This window comes from Streptomyces sp. NPDC030991, assembly GCF_055571235.1.
On record NZ_JBVIFR010000009.1, the window covers coordinates 59601 to 75755 of the forward strand.

At 73.1% G+C, this 16155-nt stretch carries 17 protein-coding genes; 8 read left to right on the forward strand and 9 right to left on the reverse strand.

Going from position 1 to position 16155, the window contains the following annotated elements; translation table 11 throughout:
* Positions 1-5 precede the first annotated feature (5 nt).
* The 3 genes from ACZ45E_RS18765 to ACZ45E_RS18775 all read right to left on the reverse strand — a co-directional run bounded on the left by ACZ45E_RS18765 (position 6) and on the right by ACZ45E_RS18775 (position 1923).
* Positions 6-728 carry an LPXTG cell wall anchor domain-containing protein gene (locus tag ACZ45E_RS18765; RefSeq protein WP_468222020.1) on the reverse strand — a complete coding sequence of 241 codons (723 nt, stop codon included), beginning with the start codon at positions 726-728 and terminating at the stop codon, positions 6-8.
* Positions 729-870: 142 nt separating this feature from the next.
* Positions 871-1350 (reverse strand): ATP-binding protein, encoded by a 480-nt coding sequence (locus ACZ45E_RS18770; RefSeq protein ID WP_468222021.1) that lies wholly within the window; start codon positions 1348-1350, stop codon positions 871-873.
* 201 nt (positions 1351-1551) lie between these two features.
* Complete coding sequence (locus ACZ45E_RS18775) at positions 1552-1923, reverse strand: STAS domain-containing protein (protein ID WP_468222022.1); 372 nt, start codon at positions 1921-1923, stop codon at positions 1552-1554.
* 251 nt (positions 1924-2174) lie between these two features.
* On the opposite strand from ACZ45E_RS18775, the gene ACZ45E_RS18780 reads away from it, so the two are divergent.
* Complete coding sequence (locus ACZ45E_RS18780) at positions 2175-3074, forward strand: RNA polymerase sigma factor SigF (RefSeq protein ID WP_468222325.1); 900 nt, start codon at positions 2175-2177, stop codon at positions 3072-3074.
* Positions 3075-3181: 107 nt separating this feature from the next.
* Here ACZ45E_RS18780 and ACZ45E_RS18785 read toward each other — a convergent pair whose 3' ends face one another.
* A complete protein-coding gene (locus tag ACZ45E_RS18785; RefSeq protein ID WP_468222024.1) occupies positions 3182-4033 on the reverse strand; it encodes a helix-turn-helix transcriptional regulator in 852 nt (283 codons plus the stop codon).
* 87 nt (positions 4034-4120) lie between these two features.
* On the opposite strand from ACZ45E_RS18785, the gene ACZ45E_RS18790 reads away from it, so the two are divergent.
* Complete coding sequence (locus tag ACZ45E_RS18790) at positions 4121-4918, forward strand: SDR family NAD(P)-dependent oxidoreductase (protein ID WP_468222025.1); 798 nt, start codon at positions 4121-4123, stop codon at positions 4916-4918.
* Positions 4919-4963: 45 nt separating this feature from the next.
* Here ACZ45E_RS18790 and hutI read toward each other — a convergent pair whose 3' ends face one another.
* The 4 genes from hutI to hutU form a co-directional block, all read right to left on the reverse strand.
* Positions 4964-6136 (reverse strand): imidazolonepropionase, encoded by a 1173-nt coding sequence (hutI, locus tag ACZ45E_RS18795; RefSeq protein WP_468222027.1) that lies wholly within the window; start codon positions 6134-6136, stop codon positions 4964-4966.
* A 16-nt stretch (positions 6137-6152) separates the two neighbouring features.
* Positions 6153-7514 (reverse strand): formimidoylglutamate deiminase, encoded by a 1362-nt coding sequence (locus ACZ45E_RS18800; protein WP_468222028.1) that lies wholly within the window; start codon positions 7512-7514, stop codon positions 6153-6155.
* Positions 7511-8713: an allantoate amidohydrolase gene (locus ACZ45E_RS18805; protein ID WP_468222326.1), complete on the reverse strand. Its 1203-nt coding sequence runs from the start codon at positions 8711-8713 to the stop codon at positions 7511-7513. Before ACZ45E_RS18805 ends, ACZ45E_RS18800 begins: the two co-directional genes overlap by 4 nt.
* A gap of 68 nt (positions 8714-8781) precedes the next feature.
* Positions 8782-10440 carry a urocanate hydratase gene (hutU, locus tag ACZ45E_RS18810; RefSeq protein WP_468222029.1) on the reverse strand — a complete coding sequence of 553 codons (1659 nt, stop codon included), beginning with the start codon at positions 10438-10440 and terminating at the stop codon, positions 8782-8784.
* Between the two features lie 118 nt (positions 10441-10558).
* On the opposite strand from hutU, the gene ACZ45E_RS18815 reads away from it, so the two are divergent.
* From ACZ45E_RS18815 to ACZ45E_RS18835, 5 genes are all read left to right on the forward strand, one after another.
* Entirely contained in the window at positions 10559-11905 is a 1347-nt protein-coding gene (locus ACZ45E_RS18815) for a type III PLP-dependent enzyme domain-containing protein (RefSeq protein ID WP_468222030.1), read from the forward strand.
* Between the two features lie 171 nt (positions 11906-12076).
* Positions 12077-12490: a hypothetical protein gene (locus ACZ45E_RS18820; protein ID WP_468222031.1), complete on the forward strand. Its 414-nt coding sequence runs from the start codon at positions 12077-12079 to the stop codon at positions 12488-12490.
* Positions 12487-13251: a DUF4388 domain-containing protein gene (locus ACZ45E_RS18825; protein ID WP_468222033.1), complete on the forward strand. Its 765-nt coding sequence runs from the start codon at positions 12487-12489 to the stop codon at positions 13249-13251. The genes ACZ45E_RS18820 and ACZ45E_RS18825 overlap by 4 nt, the downstream gene beginning before the upstream one ends.
* Positions 13252-13316: 65 nt before the next feature.
* Complete coding sequence (locus ACZ45E_RS18830) at positions 13317-13850, forward strand: roadblock/LC7 domain-containing protein (RefSeq protein WP_468222034.1); 534 nt, start codon at positions 13317-13319, stop codon at positions 13848-13850.
* A gap of 35 nt (positions 13851-13885) precedes the next feature.
* Positions 13886-14260, forward strand: coding sequence for a roadblock/LC7 domain-containing protein (locus ACZ45E_RS18835; RefSeq protein WP_468222035.1), 375 nt, complete (start codon positions 13886-13888; stop codon positions 14258-14260).
* A gap of 162 nt (positions 14261-14422) precedes the next feature.
* Here the strand turns inward: ACZ45E_RS18835 and ACZ45E_RS18840 are convergent, their stop codons facing one another.
* Complete coding sequence (locus tag ACZ45E_RS18840) at positions 14423-15265, reverse strand: helix-turn-helix transcriptional regulator (protein WP_468222037.1); 843 nt, start codon at positions 15263-15265, stop codon at positions 14423-14425.
* 103 nt (positions 15266-15368) lie between these two features.
* Here ACZ45E_RS18840 and ACZ45E_RS18845 point away from each other — a divergent pair, with 103 nt between their 5' ends.
* Positions 15369-16139 carry an SDR family oxidoreductase gene (locus tag ACZ45E_RS18845; protein ID WP_468222038.1) on the forward strand — a complete coding sequence of 257 codons (771 nt, stop codon included), beginning with the start codon at positions 15369-15371 and terminating at the stop codon, positions 16137-16139.
* Positions 16140-16155 lie beyond the last annotated feature (16 nt).

The following is a 16155-nucleotide window of genomic DNA, read 5'->3' on the forward strand; positions in this document are numbered from 1 at the left end:
CGCCCCTAGCGGGGCGTCCCCTGGTGCCTGCGGGTCAGCCAGAGCGCGCCCGCGGCGCCGGCGAGGAGCACCGTGCCGCCCAGCGTGCCGAGGGCTATCGCGGAGTCCTGCGGGCCGGTCTGCGGGAGCCGGCCGTCGCCGGAGGGAGCCGACTGGGAGCCGCCTGTGGTGGAGCCGCCCTGGTCGGAGCCGCCTCCGCCGGAGCCGCCTGCCCCCTGCACGGTCAGCTCCAGGGACGGCGCGGGGCTGTTGGCGGGGGTGCAGGTCGTCGTCGTGCCGAGCGCCTTGATGGTCAGGACGCCGGCCGTGAACGTCACCTTGCCGCTCTTCTTCGGCGTGTACGTGCCCGACAGGTCACTGATCTTGATGGGGGTGTTGGCGGGGATCGCCGCGGAGTTCGCCGCCCCCGTCACCGGCAGGGTGCCGCTCTCCGCGCCGCCCAGCTTGATCACCGCGCTGGGGTTCATCGCGCCCTTGCCGAGCTCGACGGGGCTGGAGGAGACGCCCTTCTGGAAGGACATCGTGATCTTGTAGCCGCTGCCGCTCTTGACGCTCTTCATGTCGATCGGGGAGACGGCTCCCTTGTTCCCGATCGGCGTCTTGCACTGGTAGTTGACGTTCTGCACCGCGGCCTGCGCCGTGGGGGCGGCCATCAGCACCGCGGAGCCCGCCAGAGCGGCGCCGAGCGCGAACGCGGCGGTTCGTTCCTGATACGTCCGGTACGACACCTCGATATCCCTTCGGCCCGACGGTTGCTGACGGTTCATCAGATGCGGGTGGCTCAAGGTACGCCCGGGGCCTTGCCGAGGGAAGACAAAGAGCACGCCGGATCGAAGACGATCCGGCGTGCTCCAGGAAGTGCGGAAAGGCTCAGGCGGGGGCGCCCAGCTCCGCCCATACGATCTTGCCCGCGACCTCGGGCGTGCGCACCACGCCCCAGTCCAGGCAGAGGCGCTGCACGATGAACATGCCGTGGCCGCCGGGGCGCCCCGCGCGGTGCGGGGTCCGGGGCTCGGGCTGGCCCGCGCCGTGGTCGGCGACCTCGATGCGCAGCACCTTGTTGTCGAGGGAGACCGTCAGCCGGTCCGGGCCCTCGGCGTGCAGGCAGGCGTTGGTGACCAGCTCGGAGACGACGAGCAGTACATCCTCCGCGGCGGCGCGGCGCTCCGCGGTCGGGGCGGGTAGCCAGCCCCACGCGTGCAGCGCCTCACGGGAGAAGTCGCGAGCCAGCGGCACGATGCCGCTCTCCCCTGCGAGGCTCAGCGTGCGGACCTGCCGGCCGCCGGGTGCCGGTCGATCACCGGACTCGGGGCCGTGGTCGCCCGGCGAGTAAGGCCGGGTGGTGCTCATCAGCACTTCACCTCACCGATTTACCAATTCAGCTTCAGCTTCAGGACTCAGGGTTGCAGGGGCGGTCGGGTGTCTCCTGCCCGGCCGGACGGCGAGAACACCCACCGATTCGACACGGATCCTGTGACGCTGATAACGCCTCGATCACGTAGCGACAACTGGAGCGTAACTTCTCCGCCAGCGGGGCTCGGGGGCATCCGCTCACTCCGCGGCGAGCGCCGCGGCCAGCGTTTCATGCACCGTGAAGACGGCGTCGGCGCCGGTGATCTCGAAGACCCGGGCCACCACCGGCAGCATCCCGGCCAGGTGGACCCCGCCGCCCGCGGCCTCCGCCTTGAGGCGGGCGCCGAGCAGCACGTTCAACCCGGTCGAGTCGCAGAATTCGAGGCGCGAGCAATCCACGATCAGCCGGGAAACCCCGCTCACCAGGCATTCCTCAAGGGGTTCGCGCAGCAGATCGGCGGTGTGGTGATCCAGCTCACCCACCGGCGTCACGACGGCGCTGGGGCCCTCTTGCCGCACCTCGACCAGAAGCCGGCCCCGATGCGCGCTGCCGACTGTCCCGCGGTCCATGACGTCTCTCTCTCGCTGCCTTCGACGTGCCGATTGACGCCCTCGAACACTACGCCTTCTCCACGGTCCCCGGTACCCGAACAACCCCTAAGAATCGGACATTTAGGGTTATAGCGCACTTGCGGCCCGGTCACGAAACCGGGTAGGCCTAGTAAGGACAGAAAACGAACCCGCGGGTTTGGAGGCGCCGCACTCCGCACAGTGCACGTATTGGCATCGGCAGCCATATGCCGAGAACGATGGAGGACATCATGTCACCCCGGCTCGACGAATCGCGTACTGACCAGGCGACGTCGGCACCCACACCGCAGCGCCACTCCGGCCATGAGTCCGACGCTCTGGAAGGACTGGACGGGCTCCCCGAGATCCCGCCCTTCGCCGAGGTGGGAGCGGTCGACGCCCGCGCCCTTTCCAAGACGCTCTTCGAGCGCCTCGAGTCCCTCGAAGAGGGCACCCACGAATACTCCTACGTCCGCAACACGCTGGTGGAGCTGAACCTCGCCCTGGTGAAGTTCGCGGCCTCCCGGTTCCGCTCCCGCAGCGAGCCGATGGAGGACATCATCCAGGTCGGGACCATCGGCCTGATCAAGGCGATCGACCGCTTCGAGCTGAGCCGTGGCGTCGAGTTCCCCACCTTCGCGATGCCAACCATCGTCGGTGAGATCAAGCGCTTCTTCCGCGACACGTCCTGGTCGGTGCGGGTGCCCCGGCGCCTCCAGGAGCTCCGCCTCGACCTCGCCAAGGCGGGCGACGAGCTCGCCCAGCAGCTCGACCGCGCGCCGACGGTGACCGAACTCGCCGAACGCCTGGGCCTCTCCAACGAAGAGGTCGTGGAGGGCATGGCGGCGTCGAACGCGTACACCGCCAGCTCGCTCGACGCCCAGCCCGAGGAGGACGACTCCGAAGGCGCGCTCGCGGACCGGATCGGCTACGAGGACCACGGCCTCGAAGGCATCGAGTACATCGAGTCCCTGAAGCCGCTGATCGCCGAACTCCCGCCGCGCGACCGGAAGATCCTCTCCCTGCGCTTCGTCGCCAACATGACGCAGTCCGAGATCGGCGACGAGCTGGGCATATCGCAGATGCACGTGTCGCGCCTGCTCTCCCGCACCCTGGTCAAGCTTCGCAAGGGACTGACGGTCGAGGAGTAGATCCTCGCCGCGCCGGGCCGACAGCTCGGCGGCGCCCGCCCGTTGCCGACACCCAACAGGCGGGCCCTTTCCCTTTCCGGGGCGCTTCCCGCCCGGGCCGGGAGGCGTCAGCCAGGTACGTCCATGCGCTGTGTGCCGATGACGGACAACAGGCGCAGCGCCTCCTCCGAGGGCGAGCCCGGTGTGGCCGTGTAGATGACCACGCGCTGGTCGCGGTCGGTGATGTCCAGGATGTCGCAGTTGACCGCGATGCGGCCGACCAAGGGGTGCGCGAAGGTCTTGCAGAGGGTGGGGCGTGCGGCCACCTCGTGCGTGGCCCACAGCCGGGCGAAGTCCGCGCTGCCGTCGAGGAGTTCGTCGACCAGGGCGCGCACCTCCCGGTCGTCGGGGTAGCGGGCCGCCGTGGCGCGCAGATGGTGGACCGACGTCCTGCCGAACTCCTCCGCGTCCGACACCCCGTACAGCCCTCCGCCTTCCTGGTGCGGGCCCAGGAACGCCCGGCGCACGAGGTTGCGGTCCCGGCGGCTCAACGGGGAGAAGTCCTCCATCAGGGCGGCCGCCAGCGCGTTCCAGGCGATGACCTCGTACGTCGCGGACATCACCAGCGCCGCCGACTCCGGCAGCCTGTCCAGCAGGTCGACGATGCTCTGCCGCACCTCCCGCGACGGGCCGGGCGCGGGACCTGGCGGCGTGCCGGCCAGGTGGTGCAGGTGGTCGCGCTCCACGTCCGACAGGCGCAGCGCGCGGGCGAGCTGCGCGAGCACCTCGCGGGACGGGTGCGGGGCGCGGGCCTGCTCCAGGCGCGTGTAGTACTCCGTCGAGATGTGGGCGAGCTGGGCCACCTCCTCGCGGCGCAGGCCGGGGGTGCGGCGGCGCGGTCCCGCGGGCAGGCCCGCGTCGGCGGGCGCGATGCGTTCGCGCCGGTTGCGCAGGAAGTCGGCCAGTTCACGTCGGTTCACCCGGCCAGTGTGCGGGCAGGTCCCGGCGCCGATCCAGGTACCGCCGGTGCCTGGATCGGCGGGGCGGCCGGGCACAGGCTCATCGGCATGGACAACACATCGATTCCCGCCACCCCTTCCTCCGACCCGGGCCTGCTCGCCGGAAAGGTCGCCTTCGTCAGCGGCGCCGGTCGCGGCATCGGCGCGGCGGCGGCCCGGCTGTTCGCCGCGGAGGGGGCCCGGGTACTGCTCGCGGCCAGGACGGAGAGCCAGCTCGAGAAGGTCGTCGGGGAGATCAGGGAAGCGGGCGGCACCGCGGACCACGTCGTGTGCGACCTCGCCGACGGGGACAGCGTCCGGGGCGCCGTCCAGCGGGCCGTGGAGCTGTACGGCCGGCTCGACGCCGCCTTCAACAACGCCGCTACGGGGCAGCCGCCCGGCCCGATGGACAAGCTGTCGGAGGGCGACTTCGACGCCGTGTGCGCCGTGGACTTCAAGGGCCCGTGGCTCGCCATGACCGCCCAGGTCGCCGCCATCCGCGCGACGGCCGGGCGCGGCGCCATCGTCAACACCTCCAGCGTCGGCAGCCTCCTCGCCAACCCCGCGCTGCCCGCGTACGGGGCGGCGAAGCGGGCCGTCAACAGCCTCACCGCGTCCGCCGCCGTCACGTACGGCCCCGAGAACATCCGCGTCAACGCCGTCGCGCCCGGCACCACGCTCACGGAGATGCTGCGCGAGTGGGACGCCGAGTCGCCCGGGATCATCGACCAGCTGAACTCCCAGACTCCGCTGGGCCGGGCGGCCGCTCCGGAGGAGATCGCGCAGGCGGCCGCCTGGCTGCTCAGCGACCGTTCCTCCTACGTCACCGGCACGGTCCTGCGGGTCGACGGCGGGATGTGGGCCTGACCCGCCGTCCGGGAGCGGGCGGCCCGCACCCGCTCCCGTACGACGTCAGGCGGCACGTGTCCCCCGCCGCCACACCTCGCTCACCAGCGGCACCCCCGGCCGGTAGGCCAGATGTACGTGGCTGGGCGCGTCCAGGAAGGCCAGGTCCGCCCGGGCGCCGGGGGCGAGGTGGCCGACGTCGGTGCGGCGGAGCGCCTTCGCGCCGCCCGCGGTCGCCGACCAGAGGGCCTCGTCGGGGGTCATGCCCATGTCCCGTACGGCCAGGGCGATGCAGAACGGGACGGAGGACGTGAAGGACGAGCCCGGGTTGCAGTCCGTCGACAGCGCCACGGTGACGCCCGCGTCCAGCAGGCGGCGGGCGTCCGGCCACGCGGCGCGGGTGGAGAACTCGGCGCCGGGCAGGAGCGTGGCCACCGTGTCGCCCTGCGCCAGGGCGTCCACGTCCGCGTCCGTAAGGTGCGTGCAGTGGTCGGCGCTGGCCGCGTCCAGCTCCACGGCCAGCTGGACGCCGGGGCCGTAGGAGAGCTGGTTGGCGTGGATGCGCGGGTGCAGGCCCTTCGCCTTGCCCGCCGTCAGGATCGCCCGCGCCTGGTCGCCGTCGAAGGCGCCCTTCTCGCAGAACACGTCGATCCAGCGCGCGTGCGGGGCGCAGGCGTCCAGCATCTCGCCGGTGACCAGCTCCACGTACGCGGCCGGGTCGTCGGCGAGGTCGGGCGACACGATGTGCGCGCCGAGGTAGGTGACCTCGTCCGTGTGGGCCGCGGCGATGCGCAGGGCGCGCTCCTCGTCGGCGGTGGTCAGGCCGTAGCCGGACTTGGTCTCGAAGGTGGTCGTGCCCTGGCGGAGCGCCTCCGCGAGGTAGTGGGTGAGGTTCGCCTCCAGGGCCGCGTCCGTCGCCGCCCGGGTCGCGGCGACGGTGGTGCGGATGCCGCCGGCCGAGTAACCGCGGCCCTCCATACGGGCGTTGAACTCCTCGGTGCGGTCGCCCGCGAAGACCAGGTGGGAGTGGGAGTCGACGAAGCCGGGGATGACGGCGCGGCCCCCCGCGTCGTACGCCGCGTCCGTCGCGGGCACGTTCTTCGCGGGGCCCGCCCAGGCGATCCGGTCGCCGTCGACGACCAGCGCCGCGTCCTTGATCCGGCCCAGGGGGCCGTCGCCGAGGCCGGGGTCGTTGGTCACCAGGGTGCCGATGTTGGTGATGGCTGTCGTGCTGGTCATGCTTCCTCCGGAGGGCCTACTTGTGGAGCGCCGCGATGGCCGTGCGCAGGGCGCCGGCCACGTCGCCGACGAGCGTGTGCGCGCCGTCCCGGACGACGGGCCTGCCGCCCGCGATCACGTCCGTCACATCCGCCGCGCTCGCCGCGAACACCGCCGTCTCCGCGCCGAGCCGCGGCGGTGCGCCCGCCGTGCGGACCGAGTCCAGTGCCACGGTGACCAGGTCGGCCACCGCGCCGGGTTCCAGGACGCCCGCGTCCTGCCAGCCGAGCGCGGCGTGGCCGTCGGCCGTCGCCGCGCGCAGCAGGGCCGCCGCGGTCCAGTGGCCCCGGGTGCGGGAGCGCAGGCGCTCGTTCAGCTCCATCGCGCGCGCCTCCTCGAACGGGTCGATGACGGCGTGGCTGTCGGAGCCGAGGGAGAGCGGGGAGCCCGCCTTCTGCAGGGCCACGGCCGGGCCGATACCGTCGGCGAGGTCGCGTTCGGTCGTCGGGCACATGCAGGTGCCGGTGCCGGAGCCGCCGATGAGCGCGATGTCGGTGTCCGTCAGGTGGGTGTTGTGGACGCCTGTCGTGCGGGGACCCAACACCCCGTGGTCGGCCAGGAGTTGCGTCGGAGTGCGGCCGTGGGCGGCCTGGCACGCGTCGTTCTCCGCGGTCTGTTCGGAGAGGTGGACGTGGAGGGGAGCCTGCCGGGCGGACGCCCATGCGGCGACCGTCGCGAGCTGGTCGGCCGGGACCGCGCGCACCGAGTGGACGGCCGCGCCGATCCGGGCGTGCGGGCGCTCTTCGAGCAGCGACGCGCGCTCGGCCCAGGCGTCCGTGGTGCCGTCGCAGAAGCGCCGCTGGTGGCGGTCGGGCTCCTTGCCGAAGCCCGACGACACGTACGCCGTGTCGAGCAGGGTGATGCGGATGCCCGCCTCGGCCGCGGCCGCGATCAGCGCCTCGCCCATCGCGTTCGGGTCGGCGTACGGGGTGCCGCCCGGCGCGTGGTGGAGGTAGTGGAACTCGCCGACCGCCGTGATGCCGGCCAGCGCCATCTCCGCGTACACCGCCCGCGCGAGCGCGTGGTACGTGTCCGGGGTGAGGCGGTCCGCCACCGAGTACATGGTCTCGCGCCACGTCCAGAACGTGCCCGAGCCGACCTGCACGGTCGAGCGCAGCGCCCGGTGGAAGGCGTGGCTGTGGGCGTTGGCGAGGCCGGGGAGGGTGAGGCCGCGCAGCACGGTCGCGCCGGGCGGCGGGGTCTCGACCCCCGTGTGGACGGCGGCGATCCGGCCGGCGCCGTCCCGCGCGGTGACGTCCACGGCCACGCCCGGTTCGACGACGGGGTCGAGCCAGGCGTGCTCCAGCCAGTACGTCGTCGTCGGTGTCTGCGTGGTCACGTGCAGGCCAGTCCTTCCAGTACGTCCGCGAGTGCGGCCACCCCGGCCAGGCAGTCGTCCTCGGCCGCGAACTCGGCCGGGGAGTGCGAGACGCCTGTGGGGTTGCGTACGAACAGCATGGCGGTGGGGACGGACGAGGCGAGGATTCCCGCGTCGTGTCCCGCTCCCGTGCCGAGGACCGGGACCTTCAGCTCCGTCTGTGTGCCGAGGATGCGGGCCAGCTCGTCGCGGAGCGCGTGGTCGAAGTCGACGACCGGGGTGAACGACTCGCGGGTCAGCGATACGTCGATGCCGTGCGCGTCGGCGTACTCGCGGGCCGCCTTCTCGACGGCCGTGACCGTCCGGTCGAGGGCGTCCTGGTCGGCGGCGCGCGAGTCGAGCCAGCCGCGGACCAGGGAGGGGATGGCGTTGACGCCGTTCGGCTCGACGGCGATCTTGCCGAAGGTGGCGACCGCGCCCGCGAGCCTGGCCTCCCTGCGCGCGGCCAGGACCGTCTCCGCGTAGGGCAGCATCGGGTCCCTGCGGTCGGTCAGCCGGGTGGTGCCCGCGTGGTTGGCCTCGCCGTGGAAGTCGAAGCGCCAGCGGCCGTGCGGCCAGATGGCGCCGGCGATGCCGACCGCGTCGCCGGACAGGTCGAGCGCGCGGCCCTGTTCGACGTGGAGCTCGACGAACGCGCCGATCCGGGCGAGGCGTTCGGGGTCGGGGCCGATCGTCTCCGGGTCGTACCCGGCGCGCTCCATGGCCTGCGGCAGCGTGATGCCGTCGGCGTCCGTGAGGGCGTACGCCTGCTCGCGGCTCAGGTGGCCGCCGGTGAGGCGGGAGCCGACGCAGGCCAGGCCGAAGCGGGCGCCCTCCTCGTCGCCGAAGTTGGTGATCGCGAGCGGCTTGGTGAACTCCGCTTTCCTGCGGCGGAGTTCGTCGAGCGCGGCGAAGGAGGAGACGACGCCGAGGGGGCCGTCGAAGGCGCCGCCGTCCGGGACGGAGTCCAGGTGGGAGCCGGTGACGACGGCGTCCCCTGCTGCCGGGTCGCCGAGCCAGGCCCACTGGTTGCCGTTGCGGTCCAGTTCGTAGGTCAGGCCGCGGCTCTCCGCCTGCGCCCGGAACCAGGTGCGGCAGTCGGCGTCGGCGCCGGTCCAGGCGTGGCGGCGGTAGCCGTGGGTGCCCGGGTCGCGTCCGATGGGCCGCAGCTCCTCCCACATGGCCGCGAAGTCGGCGCCGCCGGGGGCGCGGGTGGCCGTGCGGCCGGCGCCCGCGGTCGGGAGGCCGGTCACTCGCCCTCCCGCATGGGGACCCGCACGCCGCGCTCGGCCGCGACCGTCTCGGCGATGTCGTAGCCCGCGTCGACGTGCCGGATGACGCCCATGCCGGGGTCGTTGGTCAGGACGCGGCGGATCTTCTCGCCCGCCAGCTTCGTGCCGTCGGCGACCGAGACCTGGCCCGCGTGGATGGAGCGGCCCATGCCGACGCCGCCGCCGTGGTGGAGGGAGACCCAGGACGCGCCGGAGGCGACGTTGACCATGGCGTTGAGCAGCGGCCAGTCGGCGATCGCGTCGGAGCCGTCGAGCATGGCCTCGGTCTCGCGGTACGGGGAGGCGACGGAGCCGCAGTCGAGGTGGTCGCGGCCGATGGCGAGGGGGGCCTGGAGCTCGCCGGACGCCACCATGTCGTTGAAGCGCTCGCCGGCCTTGTCGCGCTCGCCGTAGCCGAGCCAGCAGATCCGCGCCGGAAGACCCTGGAAGTGGACGCGTTCGCCGGCCAGCTTGATCCAGCGGTGCAGCGACTCGTTCTCGGGGAAGAGGTCGAGGATCGCCTTGTCGGTCTTGTGGATGTCGGAGGCCTCGCCGGACAGCGCCGCCCAGCGGAACGGGCCCTTGCCCTCGCTGAACAGCGGCCTGATGTAGGCGGGGACGAAGCCCGGGAAGGCGAACGCCCGGTCGTATCCCGCGAGTTGGGCCTCGCCGCGGATGGAGTTTCCGTAGTCGAAGACCTCGGCGCCCGCGTCCATGAAGCCGACCATCGCCTCGACGTGCCGGGCCATGGACTCGCGGGCGCGGGTGGTGAAGCCCGCCGGGTCCTTGGCCGCGTAGGCCGCCATGTCGTCGAGGTCGACGCCCGCGGGGAGGTAGGCGAGCGGGTCGTGGGCCGAGGTCTGGTCGGTCACGATGTCGATGGGGGCGCCCTCGGCGAGCATCTGCGGGAGCAGCTCGGCCGCGTTGCCGAGCAGGCCGATGGAGAGCGGCCTGCGGGCGTCGCGTGCCTCGACGGCCAGCTCCAGGGCGTGCCGCAGGTTGTCGGCCCGCACGTCGAGGTAGCGGTGTTCGATGCGGCGCTCGATGGCGCGCGGGTCGACGTCGATACAGAGGGCGACGCCGTCGTTCATGGTGACGGCGAGCGGCTGGGCGCCGCCCATGCCGCCGAGTCCGGCGGTGAGGGTGATCGTGCCGGCGAGGGTGCCGCCGAACTTCTTCGCGGCGACCGCGGCGAACGTCTCGTACGTGCCCTGGAGGATGCCCTGGGTGCCGATGTAGATCCAGGAACCGGCGGTCATCTGGCCGTACATGGTGAGGCCGAGCTGCTCCAGGCGCCGGAACTCCTCCCAGTTCGCCCAGTCGCCGACCAGGTTGGAGTTGGCGATGAGCACGCGGGGCGCCCACTCGTGGGTCTGCATGACGCCGACCGGGCGGCCCGACTGGACGAGCATCGTCTCGTCCTGCTTGAGGGTGCGCAGCGTGCGGACCATGGCGTCGAAGGAGCGCCAGTCGCGGGCGGCCTTGCCGGTGCCGCCGTAGACGACGAGCTTGTCGGGGTGTTCGGCGACCTCGGGGTCGAGGTTGTTCTGGAGCATGCGCAGGGCGGCCTCCTGCTGCCAGCCCAGGGCGCTCAGTTCCGTGCCGCGCGGGGCTCGTACGGGGCGGGGTCCTGACATCGGCTGCCTCCTGGCAATGCGCACGGGGATGTTGGCTCTGTTATTCACATCCTGGCTATCTGAATAGAGCTAGTCAATACATTCCCTCCGACGCGCTCCGGGTGGTTGTCTGGACCACATGGCATCCAGCGACGCTTCCACGGACCTCTCCACCCGCCGCGACCAGGCAGTACGCGCCGCCGTCGAGCAAGGACTCGTCGGCCGGGCGGCCCCCGTCGCCGGACTGCTCGACGTCACCGGCATCCGCGCGTCCGCCGCCGCGCTGCACGCCGCCTTCGACGCGGTCACCGCCCCCGGCACCGAGGTCCTGCACGCCTTCGCCGTGAAGGCGACGCCGCTCGTGCCGGTCCTGCGGCTGCTGCACGAGGCGGGCATCGGGGCCGAGGTGGCGAGCCCCGGCGAGCTGGCCCTGGCCCGCGCGGCCGGGGTGCCGCCGGCCCGGACCGTCCTGGACTCCCCCGCCAAGACCGGCGCCGAACTGCGCGAGGCCCTCGCCCTGGGCATCGCGGTCAACGCCGACAACCCGCAGGAACTGGCCCGCCTCGACGCGCTGGTCGCCTCCGCGCCCACCCGCTCCCCGATCGGCGTCCGCGTGAACCCGCAGATCGGCGCGGGCTCGATCGGCGCCCTCTCCACCGCGACCGCCACCTCCAAGTTCGGCGTGGCGCTGCGCGACGAGGGCGCCCGCGACTGGGTCGTACGGGCCTATCTCGACCGGCCGTGGCTGACCCGCCTGCACACGCACTCCGGATCGCAGGGCGTGCCGCTTGAGCTGATGGCGCAGGGCGTGCGGGCCGCGTACGAACTGGCCGAGGAGATCAACGCCGCGGCGGGGCGGCAGCAGATCGACACGCTCGACATCGGCGGCGGCCTGCCGGTCAACTTCGCCTCCGACGAGCACACCCCGGACTACGCCACGTACGCGCGCCTGCTCGCCGCGACCGTCCCCGGCCTCTTCGACGGGCGCTACGGCCTGGTCACCGAGTTCGGCCGGTCACTGCTGGCCAAGCACGGCACGGTCCTCGCACTCGTCGAGTACGCCAAGGAGAGCGGCGGGCGCCCGATCGCCGTGACGCACGCGGGCGTCCAGGTCGCGACCAGGACCGTGTACGCACCCGCTTCCTGGCCGCTGCGGATCGCCGCGTACGACGCGAAGGGGCGGCCCAAGACCGGCCCGGACGTCGCGCAGGACGTGGCGGGGCCCGCCTGCTTCTCCGGCGACCTGCTCGCCGAGGACCACGCGCTGCCGCTGCTCGAAGCGGGCGACTACGCGGCCGCGCTCGACACCGGCGCGTACTACTTCGCGCAGCACTACTCCTACAACTCGCTCGTGCGGCCCGGGGTCTACGGCTTCACGGCGGGAGGCGACGGCGTCCGGTTCGCGGCCGTGCGCGCGCCGCAGACGGTCGAGGAGATCGTCGCCGAGTCCGGCGGTGACCGGCGGGGCGCGCTGCTCGACCTCTGACCGCCCCCAACGGCCCCGAATTTGGGCGGGGTCGGCGGATTTTAGCCCCCTGATGAATGTCCCACCGGAAAATGCCAGAACGCTCACCAGGTCACCGCACCGTGCGTAGCTTCGTCGTCACCCAAGCACCACATATACCCGAACGCGGCGACCAGGTGGGGAGTTTCAGGCGTGCCCGGAATCGACGAGTGCCTGCTCGAGGTCATGCGGCTGCCGGGGACGCGCGGCGCCTCCGTCGTCGACTGGACCAGCGGGCTCGCGCTGGGCACCATCGGGGACTCGCCCAACGGGGACCATGAGGCCACCGCCGCCGAGGCCGCCGAACTCGCCCGCCTCGCCGCCGAGCACCGGGCCTTCGCCCCCGCCGACGGCAGCGACTGGGCGGAAGGGGCGGCAGGCGACAAGGCGCCGCCCGTCGAGGACGTCATCGTCACCAACCGCGACGGGTACCACCTGCTGCGTTTCGTCCGGACCAGCTTCGACAGCAGCGTCTTCCTGCACCTGTGGCTCGACCGGGACGAGGGCAACCTCGCGCTCTCCCGGCTGCGGCTCGCCGACATCGCCGACCGGCTGGTGCTGGGATGAGCGCGACAACCGTGAGCCTCTCGCCGATGCTCGGCCGCCTCGCCGAGGAACGGGCCACGGGAGCGCTGCTGCGCGAACACGGCACCCTCTACCTGGCGGACGGCCGCATCGTGCACGCCGAGTCGCCCGCGACCCCCGGCATGGACGTGCTGCTCACGGCGGGCGGCGCGGTCCAGGCCGAGCGGTGGTGGGAGGCCGTGGACCGGGCGGGGGCCCGGCAGCGCGTCGGCCGCTACCTCGTCGAGCAGGGCCGCCTCTCGGACGGCGCGCTCGAACTGTGCCACCTGGGCGCGGTGTTCGACGCCGCGTACTTCACCCTCGCGCCGAGCAGCGGGCCGACCCGGTTCCGGTACGGGGTCTCGCACTGGTTCGGGGCGGTGCGGCCGGTGCCGGTGGCGGCGGTCGAGCGCGAGACGCTGCGCCGCCGGGAGCTGCTCCAGCGGATCTGGCCCGAGCCGGACACCGACACGGCGCCGCTGACCAGGGCGGGCGGCCGGGAGCCCGTGCCCGCGCGCAGGCGCCGCGTCCTGGAGCTGGTCGACGGGGCCAGGACCGCGTCGCAGATCGCGCTCGCCCTGGGCAGGCCGGCCTTCCACACCCTGGTCGATCTGCGCCGCCTGGCCGCGGCCGGCCTGGTGACCACCGCTCCCCCGGAGCCCGCCGGCCCGTCCTCCGTGCCCGCCTGGATGGCGCACGCCGCTGTCGAGGACCCCGACATCGCGCTGCTGCGCCGGCTGCGCGCCGCGCTGGAGTCCCTGTGAAGCGCCTGCGGCTCAGCACACGAACCGGCTCCGAACCCCCCGTCACCCCCGGAAGGAGAACGCCGATGGCCGACGAGGCCGAAGTCCTCGGCGAACTGCACAGGCTGAGAGTCCGGGTCCCCCAGGTCACCGGGGCGCTCGCGGCCAGCGTCGACGGGCTCGTGCTCGCCCAGGACACCACCGGCGTCGAACCGGAGGGCGTGGCCGCGCTGACCGCCGCGGCGCTCGGCGTGGCCCAGCGCCTCTCCGACGCCACCCACCAGGGCGGCTTCCGGGAGCTCCTGGTGCGCGGCACGGACGGCTACGTCGCCACGTACGCGGCCGGGGACACCGCGATCCTCACCCTGCTCGCCGAGGACCGGGTCAACGTGGGGCGGCTGCACCTGGAGGGCCGCCGCTCCGGCACCCGGATCGGCGAACTGGCCGACGCGGCCGCCGCCGAGCCGCCCGCGCGGGCCCGCGGCCGGTCCCGGTCCCGCGCCCGCTCGGCGCCCGCCGAGACTCCCCCGGCCACCGGGACCACCGGCAGCGGGCTCCCCGTCCGCACGCCCGGGCCCGGGCTCCCCGGGCCCACCATGCAACCCCGAACAGCCCGATGACGACCGCGCGACAGCGCAGGAAAGGACCCACCACCATGGCCAACACCGAGACTGCTCTGAAGGACGCCGTCGCCTCCATCGAGGGCGCGAGCGCGGCCGCCCTGGTCGACTACAACAGCGGCATGGCCCTCGGCACCATCGGAGGCTCCAAGACCTTCGACCTGGAGGTGGCGGCCGCGGGCAACACCGATGTGGTCCGCGCCAAGCTGCGCACCATGGAACATCTCGGCCTGAAGGACGAGATCGAGGACATCCTCATCACACTCGGCACCCAGTACCACCTGATCCGGCTGCTCAAGGGCCGCGGCGGCAACGGACTGTTCCTGTACCTCGTGCTGGACTCCGCGCGGGCCAACCTGGCGATGGCCCGTCACCAGCTGAAGAAGATCGAGGCCGAACTGGACGTCTGAGCCCGGCGGTTCACAACCGGTTCAGCGACGCCGTGCCCCTTCGGGCGCGGCGTCGCCCACTGCCGGGCCGCTCGCGCGGTACGCCGTGACCTGCCGGTCCGCGGGTGCGCCCGCGCGCGTCCCGAGCCGGTCGACGCGCACCCACAGCAGAGCGGGGCCCGCTCAGTTCGGCGCCGCCGCCCAGCTGCCCAGCATCCGCAGCCGTTCCTCGGTGACCGAGCCGGGCTCGGGCGTGTACACCACCAGCACCTGGCCGGGGTCGCCCGGCACCGTCAACGTCTCGTAGGGCATGGCCAGTTCGCCCACCACGGGGTGCAGCATGCGCTTGGCGCCGTACGCCTTCGACCGCACCTGGTGGTCCGCCCACAGCCGCCGGAAGTCCTCGCTGGCCAGCGACAACTCACCCACAAGCGACGCCAGTTGCGGGTCCTGCGGGTGGGCGCCCGCGTCGAGGCGCAGGAACGCGACGGTCTCGGCGGCGACCGCGGGCCACTCCGGGTAGAGGTCGCGGGCGGCGGGTTCGAGGAAGACCTGGCGCGGCATGTTGCGGTCCTTCGGGGACATCGCGGCGAAGCCGAGCACCGCGTCCCCGAGCGCGTTCCAGGCCAGGACGTCCATGCGGCGGCCGAGCACGAACGCCGGGGCCTTCTCGATCGTGTCGAGGAGCAGCCGGAGCCCAGGACGCACCTGCTGCGACGCGGTCCGGCCGGCCGCCCTGCGGCGGGTCTCGGCGGGGCGGGCGACCGAGCGCAGATATGTCTGCTCGGTGTCGTCGAGGCGCAGGACGCGGGCGACGGCGTCGAGCACGGCGTCCGAGACGGACGTGCCCCGGCCCTGCTCCAGGCGGATGTAGTAGTCGACGCTGACCCCGGCGAGCTGGGCCACCTCCTCGCGGCGCAGTCCCGGCACGCGGCGGCGGCCGTGCTCGGGCAGACCGACCTCCTCGGGCCGGATGGGGGCGCGCCGCGAACGCAGGAAGTCCCCTATGTCTCCGAGCTCGTTCATGGCGTCGATCCTAGGGTCTGGCCCCGCTCCCCATCCTGGTACTGGCGGACCCAGGAAAAGCTCTGCCCTGGGTGGAGCGCGCGGCCCGGCGCAAGCTACTGCCATGACTCAGACGACGTACGACAACCTCTCCGGCCGCACCGCCCTCGTCACCGGCGCCGCCAGCGGCATGGGTGAGGCCACCGCCCGGCTGCTCGCCGCGAGCGGCGCCCGCGTGGTCCTCCTCGCCCGGCGCGCCGACCGCCTCACCGAACTGGCCGCGAAGATCGGCGCGGACGGCGGTCAGGCCCTCGCGCTGCCCACGGACATCACCGACCAGGACTCCGTCGACGCCGCCGCCGAGCGCGTGCACGCCGCGTACGGGCGCGTCGACCTCGTCGTGAACTCGGCGGGCGTGATGCTGCCGAACCCGGTCACGGACGGCCGCGCCGACGAGTGGCAGCGCATGCTCGACACGAACGTCTCGGGCGCGCTGCGCGTCATCCGCGCCTTCACCGCCGACCTGGTGGCGACGGCCGCGGCGGGCGGCACGGCGGACCTGGTGAACATCTCGTCCATCGGCGCGCACGTCCCGTTCCCGAACTACGCGGTCTACGGCGCGACGAAGGCCGCCCTGACGTACCTGTCGCAGTCGCTGCGCACCGAGCTCGGCCCGCTCGACGTCCGCGTCACCAACGTCGAACCCGGCCTCACCGAGTCGGAGCTGGCCTCGCACGTCGACAACGCGGAACTGTCGGGCCAGTTGGACGGCATGTTCGAGGCGCTGACCGGCCTCTCGGCCGACGACGTCGCGGACCTCATCGCCTGGACGACGAGCCGCCCCCGCCACGTCAACCTGCGCCAGGCCGTCCTCCTGCCGACCCGGCAGGCGTGACGGCCGGTGGCTGCGG

Excerpts from the sequence above, each read along its gene's own strand:
- ACZ45E_RS18805 (WP_468222326.1), bottom strand. The coding sequence starts at position 8,713 with ATGTGGGAGGAGCTGCGGCCCATCGGACGCGACCCGGGCACCCACGGC.
- ACZ45E_RS18815 (WP_468222030.1), top strand. The coding sequence starts at position 10,559 with ATGGCATCCAGCGACGCTTCCACGGACCTCTCCACCCGCCGCGACCAG.
- ACZ45E_RS18825 (WP_468222033.1), top strand. The coding sequence starts at position 12,487 with ATGAGCGCGACAACCGTGAGCCTCTCGCCGATGCTCGGCCGCCTCGCC.
- ACZ45E_RS18770 (WP_468222021.1), bottom strand. The coding sequence starts at position 1,350 with ATGAGCACCACCCGGCCTTACTCGCCGGGCGACCACGGCCCCGAGTCC.
- ACZ45E_RS18840 (WP_468222037.1), bottom strand. The coding sequence starts at position 15,265 with ATGAACGAGCTCGGAGACATAGGGGACTTCCTGCGTTCGCGGCGCGCC.
- ACZ45E_RS18835 (WP_468222035.1), top strand. The coding sequence starts at position 13,886 with ATGGCCAACACCGAGACTGCTCTGAAGGACGCCGTCGCCTCCATCGAG.
- ACZ45E_RS18830 (WP_468222034.1), top strand. The coding sequence starts at position 13,317 with ATGGCCGACGAGGCCGAAGTCCTCGGCGAACTGCACAGGCTGAGAGTC.
- ACZ45E_RS18780 (WP_468222325.1), top strand. The coding sequence starts at position 2,175 with ATGTCACCCCGGCTCGACGAATCGCGTACTGACCAGGCGACGTCGGCA.
- ACZ45E_RS18845 (WP_468222038.1), top strand. The coding sequence starts at position 15,369 with ATGACTCAGACGACGTACGACAACCTCTCCGGCCGCACCGCCCTCGTC.
- ACZ45E_RS18790 (WP_468222025.1), top strand. The coding sequence starts at position 4,121 with ATGGACAACACATCGATTCCCGCCACCCCTTCCTCCGACCCGGGCCTG.
- ACZ45E_RS18775 (WP_468222022.1), bottom strand. The coding sequence starts at position 1,923 with ATGGACCGCGGGACAGTCGGCAGCGCGCATCGGGGCCGGCTTCTGGTC.
- hutI (WP_468222027.1), bottom strand. The coding sequence starts at position 6,136 with ATGACCAGCACGACAGCCATCACCAACATCGGCACCCTGGTGACCAAC.
- hutU (WP_468222029.1), bottom strand. The coding sequence starts at position 10,440 with ATGTCAGGACCCCGCCCCGTACGAGCCCCGCGCGGCACGGAACTGAGC.